The organism is Mycobacteroides immunogenum (assembly GCF_001605725.1).
Taxonomy (GTDB): domain Bacteria; phylum Actinomycetota; class Actinomycetes; order Mycobacteriales; family Mycobacteriaceae; genus Mycobacterium; species Mycobacterium immunogenum.
The window spans coordinates 3,879,201-3,896,345 of sequence record NZ_CP011530.1 but is presented as its reverse complement, the minus strand read 5'-3'; the positions used below and the strand labels follow the sequence as shown (position 1 = coordinate 3,896,345).

The following is a 17,145-nucleotide window of genomic DNA, read 5'->3' as shown; positions in this document are numbered from 1 at the left end:
CTCGGTCGGTCGTCGCTGCCCTCACGGCCCCCGGACCTCTCGACGCCCCGCTCTGCTGCCCAGAAAGTGACGGAATTTTGGTCAGAAATTGGGCAAAATGGCAGCAAACTAAGGCCGAAAATGCCGCCAAGCGCAAACGCGAAGCCGAGAAGAAACGGAACCAAAGACGGCGCGGCCGAAACTTCGTGACCGGCATAGATGACCAAATGTCCCCAGGGGACAACGACGGGGACACGGAAGAACCTGGCGAAAACGTGTCCCCTGGGGAGTCCCGTGGTCCCACCCCACCCCACCCATTAGTAGTTACTTCTAGTGGGGATAGTCCGGTAGGAAGCCGCCCGGCCGAGCACTGCCCCCAACACCCCGGCGGAACCGAACTGCCATGCGGCGCCTGCGCTAACGCGCGCCGCAACGCAAACACCTGGGACGCCCAACAACTCCAAGCCGCAGCCAGCCAACGCGCAGTCACGCTTGCCGCGATCCGCGCATGCCCCGACTGCGACCCCAACGGCCTGCGCTACTCCGACCCCGACGACCCCGAGTCGCCGCTGATCCGCTGCACCCACCCCCGATTGGAGAACACCGCATGAAAACCACCACGCCCACGAAGTCCGAGAACGGCTCCGGCCGTTGGGAAGTTCGCATCGACCCCGCCACCCGACGCACGTCCTTCGGATGGTTCGACGGCAAGCACGCCTACACCGGCGGACCACCGCGCTGGAACGTGAAATCACCACGCGGCGTGCAGGTGTTCACCACGCCCGACCCGGTTGTCGCCATGGACTTAGCGCACGCCATGGCCAGTATCGACGAACTACTCGCACGCGTATGCAGGCTGGAACGCAACGTCTTCGGCCAGCACCCGGCGCTCCGCGCATCCGTGGCAGCCGCCCGGCCCCACGTCCACAAAAAGCGTGACACCCTGCGCGTCATTCAGGACCCCCACGCATGAGCCACATACCGCCCGCTGTGACCGCCATAGCCGACCAGCTCGTCGCCGCCGCAGAGAAGGCGCTCGACCAGTTCATCGCCGATTTTCAAGAGCACTTAGCCGACCACAACGGCGACCCTCTATGCCCAATCAGTGTGATCGCACTCAGCGCCGAAAATCAGGCACCAGAGGATGTTGGCTTTCTACTCGCTGTCGCTGTGAAACGACTAGCAATGCCCCACAAGGAGATTCAGATATGACCGGCCCCGAATCGGTACTCGGCCTAGACCCGTCGCTCGCCCGAGCCGGCATAGCCTCGATCACCCGCGAAACCACCGATAGCGTCGCCCACCCCTCAGTGATCACACACGTCGGATACTCGCTACGCGAAGGCGTTCCGTGGTGGCGCCGAAGCCGACGCATCATCACCGAAGCACGCGAAATCAACGCCATCGTCTGCGAAATCCACACCACCGCACCCATTGTTCGCGCCGTCATCGAAGGCCCCGCATGGGCATCGAACCTGCCCAGTAAGTTCGACCGAGACGGCCTCTGGTGGGCACTGTTCTCAATCCTGGACGCGAAACGAATCCCCATCACCGTCGTAAACCCAACCACCCGAGGAAAATTCATCACCGGACGCGCCCCGAACGGCCTCAAGCCCGGCGAACACAAGAAACTGGTGCTGTCCGAATCGCAAGCCACATGGTTCGACGACCAACACCGCATCAAAAACCACGACCAAGCCGACGCGCTCGGACTGGCGCACATGGGCGCCCTTGACCTCGGCTGGCGCCTCCCCGTCGACACCCGCCGCCGACACATCGAGAACATTGCCCTCGTCGACTGGGAAACCGAATGGCTGGCCTCGTAGATGGCCGGCGGCGCGATCTTCCCGAACAAGGGCCGCACCGAACGACGGCTCGCTGAACTCGGCAACGGAATCGACGAAACCTGGAAACGGCAGGCAGCGTGCCGCGGACATCCCCGACCAGACATTTTCTACCCCGACCCGGCGCGGTCCGAAGCCACGATCAAACGCTCGAAATCCGAACTGAAACGACGCCTCATCGTCGCCGAAGCCAAACGTGTTTGCGCAGTGTGCCCTGTCAGGGCCGAATGCCTGAACTACGCCGACAGCATCCTCGACTACCACGGCATATGGGGAGGGAAAACAGGCCGCGAACGCGGACGTAAACGCGACGAATTCTGAACCACCACAACATCACCCAACCAGAGCAAGGAAAACATCGAAATGCCCGACTACCCACCCAACATGACACTTCGACCCATCGAAACATGGCCCCGTGGACTCACACGTGACCGCCGACGCTCGAACTTCTCAGCGCATTGGAGTGACACCCTCACCCGGCTCGATCGGGAACTCTGGTACCTCGGGAAAGGCGAGAAATACGCCCCCACAGTGCTGCAAATCGCCATGCGCGAGCAAGATTTCCGTATCACAGACGGCATGCCGCGCGCCAACGCCACCGCGCAGCACCCCGGCGTCATCCTGAACATCGAATCCCGCCACGGGGCGCTGTCATACCCGTGTGACACCTTCACCCGCTGGCAAGACAACCTGCGCGCCATCGCGCTCGGCCTCGAAGCCCTACGCAAGGTCGAACGCTACGGAATCACCCAAACCGGGCAGCAGTACCGCGGCTGGCAGGCCATCGAAGCCAAAGCCACCCCGGTCTCGCAGACCGCCGCCGGTGCCGCCGTGCACCTCGCGAAAGCCGCGCAAGGCAATGAAGACAGCGTCTCCGATTGGGCGCACCGCATCTTGCACGACCCCGAAACCGCCCGGAACACATACCGGAAAGCCCGCGCCAACACCCACCCCGACCGCCACGGCGGCGACCGAACAGCCTGGAACGCCGTCGAAGCGTCCGCCGACATCCTGCGCGCCGCCGGCGCCCCGATCGAATAGGTACACCGATGACTGAACCTGAGCAGCACATGCGAAACGTGCTGGTGCGGTACATGTCCGACGCGCTCAACGAAGTTGGGGGAGCGCTCATCCCCGACGTATTCCGGCGCGACGCCATCCCGCTACGTGTCCGAACCCGCGGCACCATCGACCGGTCCGAAATGACCATGCCCGGAATCGAGTTGGCTGGCGGACCCGACATGGAACCACTGGCCCGCAACGTCGGCAAGCTCATCCTGAAAATCATGCGTACCGATGAAGTGTTGTGGGTGGCGGTCAACGCACACCAGGACTTCGGTGGCTGGAGCATCGACTGCGTCCCGCTGGTCGATCACATGAGGTTGTCCACACCAACCGATGAGCAGACGCTGAACGCCAACGGCATAAACCCCGAAACCGGGAAACCACGATGAGCGATATCGCCACCCCGCAGGAGGCCGCGAAGATCCTGAACCGCCATGGCCTCGGCAACGCCGCTGAACTCTGCACGCGCCTCATAGGCAGATTGGCGGTCGACGAAGCACTCGGCGGCGCAACAGAACCCGAACCCGCACCCGGAAAACGCCTCACCCGAATAGGAGACTGATCATGGGACCAAACCACCTCGAAAATGCTGAACAGTACGACCTTCACGCCAAAAACGCCGATCCGCAGGTGGTTATTGCCCTCGCACTGATGGATATCGCTCGCTCACTGCGGTCAATCGACGGTTGGTTCGCGACCTGGGATGACAACTACTTACCGGTCAGGGTAGCCGAATGACGCTGCCCGACATCACCGCCCGAATCCCGTTACCGTCACCGACATCTGGTGGACGTCAAACCGGGAACCAATGCGGTGTTTCGACTCGGCAAGCGCGACCCATGACCCCCTCAATCGGTGGGGAGAGGCCGCAGCTGCGTCCACCAGAACCAAACCCCCACAACACCAAAGGAGACACCGCACCCATGACCACCCAACCCGACACCGACGACGTCCGCCGCCGTGCGTACCAAGCACTAGCACCCATCCTCGGCGCTGTCGCCCTGAACCGCACCCAACCCGACTACGCCCTCGGCCCGGCATTCGAGGCGGTTCATAAGGCCATCAAGCTGAGTGAGGCAACAGACACCGTCGACGAACGGCTCGCCGAAGCCCAACAGCGCGTGTACCGCAGCCGAGCGAGATTGGAACGCGCCAAACAGCGGCTAGAACGCGACACCCGACGCCGCGACGAACTATGCCCCGTCGCCCGCGCACACAAAGCCACAAAGAACCTCCACGACGCCGTCCAAACGCTCACCGAACAGACCGCACCGACACTGGACAGCGACCCGCGCACACCCGCCGACCAGGCACACGAATTCTTCACCCGGCTCGGCGACTTCTACCAAGTACACCTTGCTATCCCTCTGGATGGCGCCGAGTTCGGCGAGAAACTGGGCGCACAGTTCATGGTGAAAGCCGACGACACCCAACTCCCGTACCTGATCGAGGTGCTACGCCAACTGCGCGGCGCACTCGGCGACAACACCCGCGTCAGACTCACCAAAGCGCAGATCACGCCGCCAGTCGGCCAACCCACAATGCCCGGCCCCATCGGCGCTATGACTCGATACGGCGCTTATTCACACATACCCGAGCCGTCAATCTCGGATCAGATCACCGAAATAGCGGAACAGCAAGGCGCGAAACCGGAACAAGTGCAGGCAATTCCGGTACGCGGCGGCGGGCACGCGTTCACCGTGAAGCCCGAACCCCAACCCGAACACGGCCGGCACGCACGCCCCGACGATGCTTGGGAGAGCAGCCCCAAACCGCAACACCTCGCCGCCGACGACGACCAAGACGACGACGCGGGCTGACATGCCGAACCGCACGCCGAGAACAACCACGCAGAAACGACTGGGCCACGACCACCAACAACAACGTGACCGGCTACTCACGCGCCACATCGACGGGCAACCCTGCTGGTGGTGCGCACGACCCATGTACCGCGACCGCACCCGCAACTGGGACCACAACCCCAACGCCACACGCCGCGACGGAAAACCCGACACCACCAGCGGATCCCTCGCCGCCGACCACAGTGTTGCCCGCACCCAATCCACCACCAGCCGTGCAGACCGACTCCTACACGGCACCTGCAACAAACAACGCCAAGGAGGCCACCGTGACGACGAACGACCAGCCCTCACCAACCGACCCGACGCCGACCCCGCACTCGGAACCCGAATCTTCAACTGGCCCTGACAAACTCGAATGGACTGAACGGGGCGACGGACACCACTACATAGCCGCGACCCACAGCGGTGGCAACTACAGCGTGTACTTCGGCGACGCGTTCGAGAACCCCCACCGATGGCACACCGTCTGCTGGAGAGAGAATCAAGGCTCGCTCAACGTCGACCGGGGCGAACTGTACCGAGGCGACGACCTCGACGAAGCGCTAGCCGCAGCACAGCAGCACCACCGGGCCACGTTGCGCAGCCTGGCGTGGGAGCAGTACATGCGCGATAACGACCCGCCGGCGGGGGGCGCGACCAACTACCTGATCAACCAATGCGGCCAGGCCCAATTCGCAGCCATCATCGCACGTCAAACCTTGGGGTTGCCGTGAGCGATTCTGAATTCGCCGCCTGCGGCGGAACAACCCCGCTCGACCCCCGCGACATGGACCCCGACCAGCTGTTCGCACTACTCGGACTATCCGACATGGACAACCCGGAACGACTCGAATTCGTGCGCTACATGAACGCATGGTCCCGCCACTACCTACCAGGAACCAACCGCTGGTGGATGCAAGCCCTGCTCCACGCCAACCTCTGGAAACGCAGCATCACCAACCACGTCGACTCGCTCATCACCCAAGCACTAAGCCAATGACGGAACTAGCTATACACGATGAATCGATAGTCATGCTTACCGCTCATGTCGTACTCAAAGTGATCCTGATCGCCCCTGGCCAACAGATGATCCACAAAGCGGCCGGCTCGGCCCGGATCAACACCGTCGTTGCCCAGGAAGTACAGGATCTTTCCGCGCACCTCAGTGGCAGGAAGTCCAACGTAGTGAGACTTCCTGTGACCGCCACTCAGTACAGCAAGCGTGTACATCTTCAGCACGATTTTCCTCACCCGCCGTGCCGGATAGATCACCGAGTCAAACGTCTGGTACCCGTCAACCAGGTACTCACGCTTGGACACAACATGCAATGCGCCGCCCTCAAGCAAATCAACACTGACTGGATCCTTCAGCGTCGTCGGCGCCTTCGGATCATCCCCATCCCGTTCCAACTCCACAGCGAACACATCATCAATGCGCATATCAGCCCTTCCCATGTATCAATCGTTGTTGCCACGAGCGTATTGGCCAAGCCCGTTCCTCGGTCGCGACACGCACTCGGAGACGCCATGTCGCACCCCGCGAGTAGAACCACACCATGGCACGCCCGCCACGCGACCGATTCCCCAACACATACGTCGGCGACCTCGTCCCCAACGGCAAAGGCTGGACCCGAGTCGGACCCCTCTACTGCCCCAACTGGCACAGCAGCGACGAAGACGGATGGACACAGCGCTACCTACCCTGCGCATGCAACACCCGACACCACATGTGGACATGCCACTGCGGAGCCAGCATCTACGCACCCAAACTCGGACCCAACTGCCACATCCTCAACGGCCCACAATCCAGCCACGAAGACCAGGCCCGCAACGGATGACCTCATCGTGCACTACACGAGGTGGATGCCAAGCGACCCAACCCCACCACACACCCAACGTTTGCTAGACGACATCATCGCAGGTCAGAGTCTCAACAGCGTTAACCAGAAAACAGCCCTGACCAGCGTGTATGCCACCCCCAAATTTCCTAGCAACCCCACCCCAGCTGACACCGGCGGTAGTCAGGAATTTTTTTTGGGCGACTCTGAAAATTTTGGGGGTGCGTCGCGGTGACGGCGGCACGGACTACGAAGCGGACGAAAACCACCTCAAGTAGTGAGGAACCGGCCTCTGACATGGGGCCGGTGAAGGCCGTGAAACGGACAGCCGCGAGGACAAAGCGGACGGCGGCCGGCACGGGGCAGGCGCAGGCGGGGGCTGAACCGGGTGCGGGGGAGCGGCTGCGGGTTGAGTTGGAACGCAAGGAGGATGGCCCTGGATTGACCGCGCTGATCCGGCAGGCCGCGCGTGTGGCGGATCGTCTGGAAACGCTGGCGGGTATCAACTCGGGTGTCGAATCGTCGTGGGTGCGTTTGGATCTGCGCGGCATCGTGGCGGCTGCTGACGACAATGGCAAGAATCCGGCGACCGTGATTGTCGAAGCGAAGATCGATTCAACGATCGCCGAGGAGAGACAACAGACCACGTTGTTACGGCATTTGCTCGCTGAGATTCACAAACAGCGCGCGGGATCGATGGGACCGAATGGTGGCGGCGGCTCGGAAGACGACGACCTCGACGACATCTAGGTCGCCGGCCAAACGCGCGACCGCGCGGCGACCGAAAGCCGGTGCACCGCCGAACAAACAAGACACACCGCCATGGGTGGGTGAGTGGCCGCGACTGACCGGACGGCAAGAACCCAAGCACGAGCATTCGTTCGCCGGTGACGAAACCGATGGCGACCGTTGCGCACGGTTCGGGCACCGCATCACTAAACAGCGGTCGCTGCCATGGCAATGGCGCACGATGCGCAAGATCTTGAGTCGCCGCTCAGACTATCTGTGGACGCATCCGGACGTGGTGCTGGTCTGCACCCGCCAGCAGGGCAAGACCCTGATTCTGGTGTTGCGCATCCTGTTCGGGCTGTTCATCCTCGGCGAGAACATCGCCTACACCGCGCAGCGCGGCAACACCTCCGACGCAGTGTTCAAACGTGTCAAGGCGATCATCAATTCGCGGCCGTCGCTGAAAAACCGTGTGGTCTCAATGACCGGCGGAAAACAGGGCTTCGGTGAAATCGTAGTCCGATCGAAGCTCGGCACCGAGGTCACAGTGCAGTTCGGCGTTCGATCCGGCGACAAGGGCCGTGGTCTTGACCGGATTGATCTGGCGATTTTCGATGAGGCATACAACCTGACGCAGGACGAAGTTTCGGCGCTGCAGGGTGCACAGGTTGCGTCGGCGAACTCCCAAACGATCTACACGTCCACGGCGCCCGTGGAATCGGAGCATCCGAATTGCCACGTGTTCGCGGGTATGCGGCGCCGCGGGCTGAACAAGGACACAGATCTGTTGTTCATCGAGTTCGCGGCACCGGATCCGCCTAAGGATTCAGTCGAGCGCAAGGCGGCGCGTGAGGACCGCGAGAACTGGCGTCTGGCCGAGCCGTCATATGGGGTGATTTCGAAAGAGCGCGATATCGAGCGGTTTTACAAGACAGCGGTCGAGAGCCGCGAGGCATCGAAGGTCGCGCTGTGGGAAGCCGACTTTCTCGGGTGGGGTGAGTGGCCGGCGGACGCCCGGTTCATTGACCCGGTCATCCCAATCAAGGAGGTGTGGGAGCCGTTGACCGACTATGCGCCCGAACTTGTCGGGCAGAAAGTTTTGGCGGTGTCCCGTACGCGTGATCTGGCGCGGTGGGCTATCGCGGTGGGGCAGCGCACGATCGAAGGCCGTGTGCAGATCGAAATCGGCTACTACGAGAAAGCGACGATCGGGCAGGTCGCCGCGTACATTGTGCGGCTGATCGACCTGTGGGACCCGGCTGCGGTGGTCATCGACGATCACGATCCGGCGAAACCGCTGGCGCCGTATCTGAAAAAGCTGGGGATTGATGTCACGTTGACGACGACCGGACAGATCGCGGTCGCGTTCCAAGGCTTCGTGGACGCCGCAATGTCCGGTGACCTGGGACACACAAACCAGCCGATTCTGACTGAGGGTTTAGAGGTCGCGATGACCCGCGAACTGCCTCGGGGAGACAAGGTTTGGGACGACCGTGAAGGCTCAATTGCGCAGGTCATCGCGGTAACGATGGCGCATTGGGGTGTTCTGGAATTCGCCGAGGAAGACTCGCCGGCCGCGCTGCCCTCGATGGGCTCCGCAAATCCCGAAACAACAAGTAGCCACTTCGACGCGCTGGGAGCCGCATTCTAAATCCGCAGGTGCTGCCCTGTGCCGCAGCATGTTCGGATTGAGGGAGGCCGGTGACTAAGCGGGTCAAGACGGCTATGCCGGTCGGCGAATCGGGCTACGTGACCCCGTTCGTCGACGGCTGGGTCAATTGGGATCCGTACGAAAAGGTTCCGGACCTGCAGCATCCGGCGTCGGTGTCGGTGTTCCTGGAGATGGATAACAACGACTCGCGTGTTTCGTCGCTGCTGGAAGCCATCAGCTTGCCGATTGTCGAAACCGGTTGGCGTATCGACCCGAACGGCGCGGACGCCGAGGTTGTGCAGTTCATTTCGCGGAACATGAATCTTCCGGTTGTCGGGTTCGATGAGGTCGACGACCCTGGTCGCTCGCGAGGCCGGTTCTCGTGGATTGATCACCTGCGCGAGGTTGCCTCACCAACTGCACAATTCGGGCACGCCGTGTTCGAGCAGGTGTATCGGCGTGAGGCGGACGGCCGGTTCGTGCTGCGGAAGCTGGGGCCGCGACCGCAGTGGACGATTCAGAAGTTCAACGTCGCGATGGACGGCGGGTTGGATTCGGTCACGCAGCTTGCGCCGGCGTCGTCCGGGCGCATCATGTATGGGCCGACGCCGCTTGATATTCCGATCAATCGGCTTGTGGTGTACACGCGGAACAAGCGGCCGGGGTATTGGCAGGGCCGTTCGATTCTGCGTTCGAGCTACAAGCATTGGCTGTTGAAAAACGAGCTGCTGCGCATCGAGGTTGTGGCGGCACGCCGCAACGGTATGGGTGTGCCGGTCGGTACCGCTTCGAAGCCGAACGATCCGCAGGAAGTCGCGGCGATGCAGAAAGTTGCCTCGGAATTTCAGGGCGGCATGGGATCCGGTGTTGGCCTCGCGAACGGCCAGTCGCTGGCGCTGCTCGGTGTACAGGGAAACTTGCCCGACATCCGTGCGGCAATCGTGTACCACGACAAGGCAATCGCGCTCGCCGGGCTGGCGCAATACATGAACCTCGATACCGGCGGAAGCTACGCGCTCGCCGCGGTGCAGGAACGACCGTTCGTGCAGGCCGAGAACGCTGCCGCCAAGTCCTACCGCGATATCGGGCAGGCGCACATCATCGAGGATCTGGTCGATATCAACTTCGGCACAGAGGCCCGAACGCCGCGCCTGGTGTTCGACAAGATCGGTTCGCAGCAGGACGCCACCGCAGCCGCGCTGAAAATGTTCGTTGAGGCGGGGCTGCTGGCCCCGGATCTGCGGATCGAACGCGCGTTGCGCCAATCGCTGGACCTGCCGGCCAAACCCGACGCGAACGACCCCGACGCCGCGCCCCCGAAAGAGCCTGATGCGCCCGCGATCCCGGTACCGCAAGAGACTGACACCGCCCGGAGCTCAGAGGACACCGAAGCGCAGGCGCTCGCGTTCGCGAAAGGAAGGTTGTTCTGATGGCTCGTGAAAACCGTGAGTGGTACAAGTTCACTGTCGCGAAAGCCGTATCGGCAGAGGATAAGCCGACGGCCACGCTGCATATCTACGACGAAATCGACTCATGGTTCGGCGTCAATGCCGAAGCGCTGGTCGTCGAAATTTCCGCGCTGGATCCGGAAACCGAACTGACGGTGCGGATCAACTCGCCGGGCGGTAATGCGTTCGATGGCATCAACATCGCGAATGCGATCATGCGCCATCCCGGCAAGACCATCACCTACGTCGACGGGCTGGCCGCATCGGCTGCCAGCGTAATCGCGGTGGCCAGCGACGAAGTTGTGGTCTCCAAGTACGGGCAGGCGATGGTGCATGACGCCCGATCCGGCCAATACGGCACCGCGAAAGACCTGCGCAGCGTCGCCGATCATCTCGAAAAGCTGTCGTCGAGCTACGCCAATCTCTACGCCGACCGCGCCGGCGGAACCGCAGAGGAGTGGGCGCAGGCCATGGCCGACGAAACCTGGTACACCGCCGAAGAAATGGTCGTTGCTGGTCTAGCGACACGCATCGACGATTCCGGGGCTCGTGCAGATACCGAACAGGCGGTCGCCTCGGCGCTGGCCAGCTCGTCCTACAAGTTCAAGTACTCCGGCCGTCCGGCCGCACCCGCGCCGGTGGCGCGGGCCGACAACGCCGGGGCGTCCGCTTCGGCGAATATCTCGAAGGAGGGCCACGTGCCTGACATCAAGGAGGACGTCGCAAAGCGGCTCGGTCTTGGACCGGACGCCACCGACGAAGACGTGCTTGCCGCACTCGACAAGCTGGCAGGTATCGAGCAGGAAGACACCGCCGGGGACAGCACCACCGCCGGCGATAACGCCGCCGAGACCGGCGCCGATACCGCGGTCGACGGTAAGGAACTGGTTGCCGCGGCAGCCAAGGCCGGTTTGGTGCTGATGGACCCGGCGCGGGTGTCCAAGCTCGAATCTGATGCTGCTGCGGGCGCGCTGGCCCGCGCAACGCAGATCGCGGAGGCACATGCCCAGGTCGTGGACGCTGCGGTCGCAAAGGGCAAGATCACGGCGCCGCGCCGCGATGCTTTCCTGGCGCTGATGAAGGCGGACCCGGAAGGCACTACGGCCCTGCTGGATTCGATTCCGGCTGAGACCGCAGTGCCGCTGACCGAAGTCGGTCACGGTACCGAGGCGCAGGCATCGGCCAGCGCGGAAGACGAAATCCGCAACGACCCTCGATTCAAGAATTGGAGTTTCTGACATGCCCGGAATTACTCAGGTCACCAAGACGGGACCGCGGACATACACCCCGAAGGCTGGCGTTTCGATCAAGGGCGGCCAGCTCGTCGAAGGCGTCACCGGTGGCCGAATTCAGCCCGCCGCCGCGGGTTCGTTCAAGGTTGTCGGTGTCGCGCTGACCGACGCGATCGCGCCCGAAGATCTCGTGCTCGCGCCGACCACGGGCGGTGACGGGCGCCCGGTGCTGAACACGGCGGTGCTGCCGACCAAGGTGGCGTGCGCATACGGCGGCACGGAAGTGCCCGTCACCTACGCGGCGGATGCGGCGTTCGGGGAGCTGCTGATCGCGGCTGCGAACGGCACCGTGACTCCGGCGGGCGCGACACCGGACGCGCGAACCATCGTCGGCCGCTGCACCGAACCCGGTGGTGTCGTCGTAGCAACCAAGGCCGTCGGCCTCTTCCGGACCGTCTGAGTTGGACTGAAATAGCAAGGGAGACAGAATAATGCCTACAACCCCTATCGTCAGCATCAGCGACGGCCCCCGGCTCACAGTGTCGGAAATGGTCGGCAATCCGCTGTGGATTCCGACGAAGATTAAGCAGCTGCTGACTAATGTTTTCATCTCGCAGACGTTGTTCCGTAACGGCGGCGGCAATAAGAACGGAGTCGTGGCGTACCGGCAGGGAGACCCGATCTTCCTGGACGGTGAGCCCGAGGACGTCGCCGAGTTCGGGGAGATCCCGGTCGCGGCCGGCCGCAAGGGCTCCGCGCTGTTCGCTGTGGCGAACAAGAAGGGCCTAGGTGTCCGGGTCTCTAAGGAGATGATCGACGAGAACGACGTCGACAGCGTGAACCTGCAGATTACGCAGTTGGTCAACACGTTCAAGCGTTCCGACGACCGTGTGTTCCGTGCACTAACTCAGGCCAGTGCCGTTCCGACCATGGCGGTTTCCGCGGCGTGGGACACCGCCAACGGCAATCCGCGCATCGACATTGCTCGCGGGATCGAAAAGGTCATGAATGCGGCCCCGTCGATCGCTGAGGGTGGCAGCGCTGAGGAATGGTTCGGATTCGAGCCCGACACGATGGTGATGAATCCCGGCCTGCTGCCGGTCTTGATGGACAACGAGAAGTTCCTGAAGGTCTATCAGGGCAATATCGCGAACGAGAACATCCAGTACACCGGCAAGCTGCCCGGCAAGGTGTTCGACCTCGACATCCTCGGCGCACGCGGATATCCGACTGACCGAATCTGGGTCGGGCAGAAGGGTGTGACCGGGTTCTACTCGGACACGCGCGCGTTCCAAGTCACCGGCCTGTATCCGGAGGGCAACGGCCCCAACGGTGGCCCGACCGAGTCTCACCGTTGCGACGCGACGCGCAAGACCGCCTACGCGTTGGATCAGCCGAAGGCCGGTATCTGGCTGACTGGGTTGGTGACCCCGTGACAGCCGAATACGTTCTGACAGCGGATTTCCTGCGACGTCTGGACGACAAGGGGGTATGGCGTGAACTTAAGCGCGGCGCCATCCTCTCTGATCTCGATGACGACGACGTCCGCCGCCTCACCGCGGCGGGCGCCATCGTCGACCGCGAGACGTGGGAACGGGCACAGGCCGAAGCCGAAGCCGCCGCAGCGGCAACCGAAGCGCTTGCCGCCGATGACGGCGGTGACGAAACAGCCGGTGGTGGAGGCAGCGACGGTAGTTGGGATTCGGTGGTGTTGGCACCGGGCGATGGCATCGAGCGGCCGAAGTCGGCGAACTCGACAGAGGTGTGGCGCAAGTACGCCGTAGATCGTGGTATCCCCGCTGAGCAGGCCGCGAAGATGAGCAAGACCCAAATCAAGGCTGCGACAAGGTAAATCGCTGTGGCCGATGTAACGCCTTTCCTGACCGTCGCCGAATTCGAGGGCATGTTCCGCCCTCTGTCGGTGACGGAACGGGCGCTCGCCGAGGTGTTGGTTCGGGCAGCCGCCGCATGGATCCGTAGTCCTTCGCGGCTGCCCGACCTGCCCTCGACTGACGAGCGCGGCAAGCTCGTAACCTACGACGTCGTCAAGGCCATGTTCGGGCCTGAGGGCGTCACAGATTCTCGGGTGCTGGAACTGACCCGTACCACCGATGACCGCACGACCACGGTCAAGATGGCGCAAGCCGCGCAGCTGCTGGACTTCACCGAACGTCACCTGCAGATGCTGGGTCTATCGCCTACTGCGGCGCCGCAGGCCACATTCACCGGATACTCGCAGGCTGAGCCATGGTGAGCATGTTTGATCCCGGCCCCGACACCGTCACGCTGGTCAAGCGCGACCCGGTAACCGACGCTGGTGCCCCGGTCGTCGACGCCTGGGGGCGGCCGACCTACACCGAGCGCCGTATCCCGAAGGACCGGTGCAGCTGGGCTGAGCACCCGGCCATCGAGGAAATCGCCGGCACTCAGGTCGCGATCGTGAATGCGGTCGGGCATCTGATCGTGGACGCGGACACCGAAACGCTCACTGCTCGTGACGCCGTCGAGTTCGGGGCTCGGCTGTTCGAAATGCAGTCGCCGGGTGTTCGCCGCGTCGACCTGGACCGCAACCTCAGTCATGTACGCGTGGAAGCCCGGTTCTGTGAAGACGTCAGCCTCGGCGAACAGGTCACCATCATCGCTGCCGGCCGACGCGGCGACCGCGGCACGATAGAGCCCGACGGCACTCCGGTCACCGTGACCGCTCGTGCGGTCGTCAGGGGCAGTCAGCGGCAGAGGTTCGGTGCCACCGGCGAGGTTGTCGCCGCCGCATTCACCGTCGTCTTCGATCTCGATACGGAGATCCGAGATAACGATTGGCTGATCGTTCGTGGCCGCGAGTGCCGCGCGCTGGTCGGTGTGCAGCTGTCCCAGTGGGCTGACCGCAACCAGCTTGTGGTGCTGGCGCAGTCCGCGAAGGGCGGTATCGGCTGATGGCACCGCAAGGCAAGTTTCGGCTGAACAAGAAAACTATCGCGTACATCGCGAAGAACGATCAGGGCCTGGGCAAGGCGCTCGACGCGGTCGCGGACCCGGCAGCAGAGAAGGCGGGCGCCACGGTCGAGGAGTACGTCACCGACCGGCAGGTCCGCGGTATCCACGGCAAAAAGGAAGACCAGGCCAAACACGGCGCGGTGTCGAAAGCATTTGGACGCCTGGGATTGAGGTTGCGATGAGAGAGCACGCAGACATCCGCAACAATTTCGCGGACGCCGTGGAGACGTTTCTCGCGCTGGCCCCGAACGTCAACCTGTTCGGCAGCGTCTGCCGGGTAGCCGTCGAGGAAGTGCCCCAAGACTGGAGCCTTCGCACCGGTCCGCCGCTGGTCACCGTGCACGATGACGGCGGTCCAGAACAGTGGCCCATCAAACGTGACGCGACGATCCGGATCACCGTGCGTGCACGGGGCTCTGATCTGGCCGACCGCGTCGCGCGCCGAGTGCACGGCTATCTGCACGACAACCGCCCGCCAGGGGTCGCACACGTGTTCCGCAACGGCGGAAGCGTGTTCGTCACTGCGCGGGACACCGACACCGGCGCCGACATGGCGTCGTTCACCGTCCCCGCGGCGGTGCGCACCATCGAAACCGTCTAAGAGACAAGGAGACAGCACCAATGGCTGGCAATCCCGACAATGTGAAGCTCTATACAGAGGCCGACGTACTGCTGTGGATGGGTTCGGCGGCACCGACTACGGCGGACCTGCCCGCGGCCATCACCGATCCGTTCGTGACGACCACCGGCAAGTGGGCGTTCCTCGGCCTGCTGGTAGGCGATGCGGGTATCGATACTCAGCGCGAATGGGACGAGAAGGACATCCCGGCATGGGGTTACGGCACGATCATCGTCGCGTCGAAGGACTTCAAGCTCACCCGCAAGGTGTCCGCACTGGAGGACAACCCTGCGATGCAGCGGATCCTGTGGAACGGCTCGACCGAAACCGAAATCGTTGTGCCGAATCCGCTGTACGAGTACGTGGCATTCGAGAAGCGCACCGCCAGCGGCGAAATCCGGCGCGAGATTTCCAAGCGGCCGGCGCGGTTCTGGACGCCGAACATCAAGGACGCCGAGGGCGACGCGACTCCCCGCGAAATCGAGTGCCGGATTTTCCCGGACTCTGCCCGCAAGCTGTTCGCCGCGCAGCAGACCGCCGCATAGAAAGGGGGCACTCAAAGTGAAGACGATCGAGTTGCTTGTCAACAAGCCCGAATTCCTTAAGGGCTCAGTCATCACCGTCGACGATGTGTCGGCTGCGGTGCTGATCGAGAAGGAAGAGGCCAAGCCGTACGAGCTCGCCACAGACGCAGCGGACACCGACGGCGCACCGAAGGTCAAGCGGGGGCGTCGAAGCCGCGGCACGTCGCAATCGGTGAACGTCGCCGAACCGGATATGCCGAACACCGAAGCCGATACCGGCGACGGTGAGGTCGATGGTGAAGGTGGCGGCGAAAACGTCTGACGCCGCACGGCTGGAAGCGCTGGGCGCGACCGAAGCCGAAGCACAGTTCCGCGGCCACACCATCCGGGTTCCCCTGAACCTGGAGGTGTGGCCGCTCAGTCTTGTACGCGAACGCCCTTTTGACGCCGTCGATTACCTGCTCAACGGGCAGGGATGCGGACTGGGCGATAACGCCACGGTCGATGACTACCGCGAACTGTCGGACGCGATGGCTGAGGCTGTCGGGGTGTTGCGGCTACCGGAAACACCGGCAGCGCCGGACCAATGGTTCGGTGGCATACCGACATTGGTCAACATCCTGGACCACTACGAGGACGACCTCGTGAGTGATCTACGCAGGTTCTGGGGCGTGGACTATGCCGAACGTTTCAGGGGCACTTTGTCATTGCGTCAGATCTGGACGTACATTCGCCGGCTGGATCCGAAGTCGGCGATCGTGCGCGCGCAGAACGGTGGCAAAGAATTTTGGACTGAGCAAATGTTCATTCTCGCGTCCGTATACCAAGCGCTTACAGGTGAAATATATCCGGGTCGGCCGTTGCGTCAGCACGAGATAGCAAAGGCGCTGGAAGCTATGCAGGCGAAAGTCGATCATGTCGCTAACTTGAAGGCACGAGAAGCCGCGTACGCCGCGAAGTCGTCGCCCACGGCGCCAGCGGTCTCGGCTATGGAACAGGCAATTGCGAACCGGCGACATGAACTAGGAAAACGCTGAACACCATGGCCAACAACAGCCGCAACAAGCCCAATGAAGCCGCCGACGAGCAGACCGACACCGACAAGGCGACCGTCGACTTGGTGTGGGAGGGTCTCAAATTCACGATCCCGAAGCGTCGAGGCCGCTGGCCTGTCAGTGCGCTTAGGGATTTCGCGCGCGGCCGGAACTACGAAGCTGTCGTCACACTCATCGGTGGTGAGACGCGATGGCAGATGCTGGCCGAGAAGTGCCCTACCGGAGACGACTTCGACAAGTTCGTCGACTATGTGCGCGACGTCGTCCAGAAGGAGTGCACCCTGTGAACCGGGCGCCGCGGTATCCGTGGCGCCGAATCAGAAGCC

The 17,145-nt window shown here is 62.9% G+C and carries 28 protein-coding genes; 27 read left to right on the top strand and 1 reads right to left on the bottom strand.

All coding sequences use genetic code 11. The features are described from left to right. Positions 1-586 precede the first annotated feature (586 nt). From ABG82_RS19420 to ABG82_RS19375, 11 genes are all read left to right on the top strand, one after another. Positions 587-952 carry a hypothetical protein gene (locus ABG82_RS19420; RefSeq protein WP_043080417.1) on the top strand — a complete coding sequence of 122 codons (366 nt, stop codon included), beginning with the start codon at positions 587-589 and terminating at the stop codon, positions 950-952. Then, positions 949-1,191, top strand: coding sequence for a hypothetical protein (locus ABG82_RS19415; RefSeq protein ID WP_043080418.1), 243 nt, complete (start codon positions 949-951; stop codon positions 1,189-1,191). Before ABG82_RS19420 ends, ABG82_RS19415 begins: the two co-directional genes overlap by 4 nt. Next, complete coding sequence (locus tag ABG82_RS19410; RefSeq protein ID WP_043080419.1) at positions 1,188-1,805, top strand: hypothetical protein; 618 nt, start codon at positions 1,188-1,190, stop codon at positions 1,803-1,805. Before ABG82_RS19415 ends, ABG82_RS19410 begins: the two co-directional genes overlap by 4 nt. After that, positions 1,806-2,144, top strand: a complete 339-nt coding sequence (locus tag ABG82_RS19405; RefSeq protein WP_043080420.1) for a WhiB family transcriptional regulator — start codon at positions 1,806-1,808, stop codon at positions 2,142-2,144. A gap of 63 nt (positions 2,145-2,207) precedes the next feature. Further along, positions 2,208-2,864: a molecular chaperone DnaJ gene (locus ABG82_RS19400; protein WP_234708117.1), complete on the top strand. Its 657-nt coding sequence runs from the start codon at positions 2,208-2,210 to the stop codon at positions 2,862-2,864. A gap of 8 nt (positions 2,865-2,872) precedes the next feature. Further along, positions 2,873-3,277 carry a hypothetical protein gene (locus ABG82_RS19395; protein WP_043080422.1) on the top strand — a complete coding sequence of 135 codons (405 nt, stop codon included), beginning with the start codon at positions 2,873-2,875 and terminating at the stop codon, positions 3,275-3,277. Continuing rightward, a complete protein-coding gene (locus ABG82_RS28645) occupies positions 3,274-3,450 on the top strand; it encodes a hypothetical protein (protein WP_165589757.1) in 177 nt (58 codons plus the stop codon). Before ABG82_RS19395 ends, ABG82_RS28645 begins: the two co-directional genes overlap by 4 nt. Before the next feature lie 2 nt (positions 3,451-3,452). Continuing rightward, positions 3,453-3,626, top strand: coding sequence for a hypothetical protein (locus tag ABG82_RS28325; protein ID WP_155772775.1), 174 nt, complete (start codon positions 3,453-3,455; stop codon positions 3,624-3,626). Positions 3,627-3,811: 185 nt separating this feature from the next. Beyond that, entirely contained in the window at positions 3,812-4,708 is an 897-nt protein-coding gene (locus ABG82_RS19390; RefSeq protein WP_065212771.1) for a hypothetical protein, read from the top strand. A 308-nt stretch (positions 4,709-5,016) separates the two neighbouring features. Beyond that, positions 5,017-5,463, top strand: coding sequence for a hypothetical protein (locus ABG82_RS19380; protein WP_131676357.1), 447 nt, complete (start codon positions 5,017-5,019; stop codon positions 5,461-5,463). Beyond that, positions 5,460-5,729 (top strand): hypothetical protein, encoded by a 270-nt coding sequence (locus ABG82_RS19375; protein ID WP_043080426.1) that lies wholly within the window; start codon positions 5,460-5,462, stop codon positions 5,727-5,729. Before ABG82_RS19380 ends, ABG82_RS19375 begins: the two co-directional genes overlap by 4 nt. A 5-nt stretch (positions 5,730-5,734) precedes the next feature. On the opposite strand, the gene ABG82_RS19370 is transcribed toward ABG82_RS19375, so the two are convergent. Further along, positions 5,735-6,169 carry a hypothetical protein gene (locus ABG82_RS19370; protein ID WP_043080427.1) on the bottom strand — a complete coding sequence of 145 codons (435 nt, stop codon included), beginning with the start codon at positions 6,167-6,169 and terminating at the stop codon, positions 5,735-5,737. 116 nt (positions 6,170-6,285) lie between these two features. On the opposite strand from ABG82_RS19370, the gene ABG82_RS27845 reads away from it, so the two are divergent. From ABG82_RS27845 to ABG82_RS19295, 16 genes are all read left to right on the top strand, one after another. Beyond that, positions 6,286-6,567, top strand: a complete 282-nt coding sequence (locus ABG82_RS27845; RefSeq protein WP_078343311.1) for a hypothetical protein — start codon at positions 6,286-6,288, stop codon at positions 6,565-6,567. Positions 6,568-6,882: 315 nt separating this feature from the next. Further along, positions 6,883-7,317, top strand: coding sequence for a hypothetical protein (locus ABG82_RS19365; RefSeq protein WP_234708118.1), 435 nt, complete (start codon positions 6,883-6,885; stop codon positions 7,315-7,317). A 76-nt stretch (positions 7,318-7,393) separates the two neighbouring features. Further along, the gene (locus tag ABG82_RS19360) at positions 7,394-8,947 is read left to right on the top strand and encodes a hypothetical protein (RefSeq protein WP_234708119.1); all 1,554 of its coding nucleotides are present in this window, start codon (positions 7,394-7,396) and stop codon (positions 8,945-8,947) included. A gap of 50 nt (positions 8,948-8,997) precedes the next feature. Continuing rightward, positions 8,998-10,377 carry a phage portal protein family protein gene (locus ABG82_RS19355; protein ID WP_043080429.1) on the top strand — a complete coding sequence of 460 codons (1,380 nt, stop codon included), beginning with the start codon at positions 8,998-9,000 and terminating at the stop codon, positions 10,375-10,377. Continuing rightward, a complete protein-coding gene (locus ABG82_RS19350) occupies positions 10,377-11,633 on the top strand; it encodes a head maturation protease, ClpP-related (RefSeq protein WP_043080430.1) in 1,257 nt (418 codons plus the stop codon). Before ABG82_RS19355 ends, ABG82_RS19350 begins: the two co-directional genes overlap by 1 nt. Position 11,634: 1 nt before the next feature. Next, positions 11,635-12,087, top strand: a complete 453-nt coding sequence (locus tag ABG82_RS19345; protein ID WP_043080431.1) for a hypothetical protein — start codon at positions 11,635-11,637, stop codon at positions 12,085-12,087. A gap of 31 nt (positions 12,088-12,118) precedes the next feature. Further along, positions 12,119-13,063, top strand: a complete 945-nt coding sequence (locus tag ABG82_RS19340) for a phage major capsid protein (protein WP_043080432.1) — start codon at positions 12,119-12,121, stop codon at positions 13,061-13,063. Then, a complete protein-coding gene (locus ABG82_RS19335; RefSeq protein WP_043080433.1) occupies positions 13,060-13,479 on the top strand; it encodes a hypothetical protein in 420 nt (139 codons plus the stop codon). The genes ABG82_RS19340 and ABG82_RS19335 overlap by 4 nt, the downstream gene beginning before the upstream one ends. Before the next feature lie 6 nt (positions 13,480-13,485). Continuing rightward, a complete protein-coding gene (locus ABG82_RS19330) occupies positions 13,486-13,881 on the top strand; it encodes a hypothetical protein (protein WP_043080434.1) in 396 nt (131 codons plus the stop codon). Continuing rightward, the gene (locus ABG82_RS19325; RefSeq protein WP_043080435.1) at positions 13,875-14,561 is read left to right on the top strand and encodes a hypothetical protein; all 687 of its coding nucleotides are present in this window, start codon (positions 13,875-13,877) and stop codon (positions 14,559-14,561) included. Before ABG82_RS19330 ends, ABG82_RS19325 begins: the two co-directional genes overlap by 7 nt. Continuing rightward, complete coding sequence (locus ABG82_RS19320; protein WP_043080436.1) at positions 14,561-14,803, top strand: hypothetical protein; 243 nt, start codon at positions 14,561-14,563, stop codon at positions 14,801-14,803. The genes ABG82_RS19325 and ABG82_RS19320 overlap by 1 nt, the downstream gene beginning before the upstream one ends. Beyond that, positions 14,800-15,222 carry a hypothetical protein gene (locus ABG82_RS19315; protein ID WP_043080437.1) on the top strand — a complete coding sequence of 141 codons (423 nt, stop codon included), beginning with the start codon at positions 14,800-14,802 and terminating at the stop codon, positions 15,220-15,222. The genes ABG82_RS19320 and ABG82_RS19315 overlap by 4 nt, the downstream gene beginning before the upstream one ends. A 20-nt stretch (positions 15,223-15,242) precedes the next feature. Beyond that, the gene (locus ABG82_RS19310; protein ID WP_016895916.1) at positions 15,243-15,785 is read left to right on the top strand and encodes a hypothetical protein; all 543 of its coding nucleotides are present in this window, start codon (positions 15,243-15,245) and stop codon (positions 15,783-15,785) included. A gap of 16 nt (positions 15,786-15,801) precedes the next feature. Then, positions 15,802-16,086 carry a hypothetical protein gene (locus tag ABG82_RS19305; RefSeq protein WP_043080438.1) on the top strand — a complete coding sequence of 95 codons (285 nt, stop codon included), beginning with the start codon at positions 15,802-15,804 and terminating at the stop codon, positions 16,084-16,086. After that, complete coding sequence (locus tag ABG82_RS19300) at positions 16,058-16,801, top strand: hypothetical protein (protein ID WP_043080439.1); 744 nt, start codon at positions 16,058-16,060, stop codon at positions 16,799-16,801. The genes ABG82_RS19305 and ABG82_RS19300 overlap by 29 nt, the downstream gene beginning before the upstream one ends. 5 nt (positions 16,802-16,806) lie before the next feature. Beyond that, positions 16,807-17,106, top strand: a complete 300-nt coding sequence (locus ABG82_RS19295; protein ID WP_043080440.1) for a hypothetical protein — start codon at positions 16,807-16,809, stop codon at positions 17,104-17,106. Positions 17,107-17,145: the final 39 nt, after the last annotated feature.

Excerpts from the sequence above, each read along its gene's own strand:
- ABG82_RS27845 (WP_078343311.1), top strand. The coding sequence starts at position 6,286 with ATGGCACGCCCGCCACGCGACCGATTCCCCAACACATACGTCGGCGAC.
- ABG82_RS19320 (WP_043080436.1), top strand. The coding sequence starts at position 14,561 with ATGGCACCGCAAGGCAAGTTTCGGCTGAACAAGAAAACTATCGCGTAC.
- ABG82_RS19390 (WP_065212771.1), top strand. The coding sequence starts at position 3,812 with ATGACCACCCAACCCGACACCGACGACGTCCGCCGCCGTGCGTACCAA.
- ABG82_RS19350 (WP_043080430.1), top strand. The coding sequence starts at position 10,377 with ATGGCTCGTGAAAACCGTGAGTGGTACAAGTTCACTGTCGCGAAAGCC.
- ABG82_RS19410 (WP_043080419.1), top strand. The coding sequence starts at position 1,188 with ATGACCGGCCCCGAATCGGTACTCGGCCTAGACCCGTCGCTCGCCCGA.
- ABG82_RS19340 (WP_043080432.1), top strand. The coding sequence starts at position 12,119 with ATGCCTACAACCCCTATCGTCAGCATCAGCGACGGCCCCCGGCTCACA.
- ABG82_RS28325 (WP_155772775.1), top strand. The coding sequence starts at position 3,453 with ATGGGACCAAACCACCTCGAAAATGCTGAACAGTACGACCTTCACGCC.
- ABG82_RS19310 (WP_016895916.1), top strand. The coding sequence starts at position 15,243 with ATGGCTGGCAATCCCGACAATGTGAAGCTCTATACAGAGGCCGACGTA.
- ABG82_RS19395 (WP_043080422.1), top strand. The coding sequence starts at position 2,873 with ATGACTGAACCTGAGCAGCACATGCGAAACGTGCTGGTGCGGTACATG.
- ABG82_RS19400 (WP_234708117.1), top strand. The coding sequence starts at position 2,208 with ATGACACTTCGACCCATCGAAACATGGCCCCGTGGACTCACACGTGAC.
- ABG82_RS19325 (WP_043080435.1), top strand. The coding sequence starts at position 13,875 with ATGGTGAGCATGTTTGATCCCGGCCCCGACACCGTCACGCTGGTCAAG.
- ABG82_RS19415 (WP_043080418.1), top strand. The coding sequence starts at position 949 with ATGAGCCACATACCGCCCGCTGTGACCGCCATAGCCGACCAGCTCGTC.
- ABG82_RS19300 (WP_043080439.1), top strand. The coding sequence starts at position 16,058 with ATGGTGAAGGTGGCGGCGAAAACGTCTGACGCCGCACGGCTGGAAGCG.
- ABG82_RS28645 (WP_165589757.1), top strand. The coding sequence starts at position 3,274 with ATGAGCGATATCGCCACCCCGCAGGAGGCCGCGAAGATCCTGAACCGC.
- ABG82_RS19405 (WP_043080420.1), top strand. The coding sequence starts at position 1,806 with ATGGCCGGCGGCGCGATCTTCCCGAACAAGGGCCGCACCGAACGACGG.
- ABG82_RS19420 (WP_043080417.1), top strand. The coding sequence starts at position 587 with ATGAAAACCACCACGCCCACGAAGTCCGAGAACGGCTCCGGCCGTTGG.
- ABG82_RS19370 (WP_043080427.1), bottom strand. The coding sequence starts at position 6,169 with ATGCGCATTGATGATGTGTTCGCTGTGGAGTTGGAACGGGATGGGGAT.
- ABG82_RS19345 (WP_043080431.1), top strand. The coding sequence starts at position 11,635 with ATGCCCGGAATTACTCAGGTCACCAAGACGGGACCGCGGACATACACC.
- ABG82_RS19295 (WP_043080440.1), top strand. The coding sequence starts at position 16,807 with ATGGCCAACAACAGCCGCAACAAGCCCAATGAAGCCGCCGACGAGCAG.
- ABG82_RS19315 (WP_043080437.1), top strand. The coding sequence starts at position 14,800 with ATGAGAGAGCACGCAGACATCCGCAACAATTTCGCGGACGCCGTGGAG.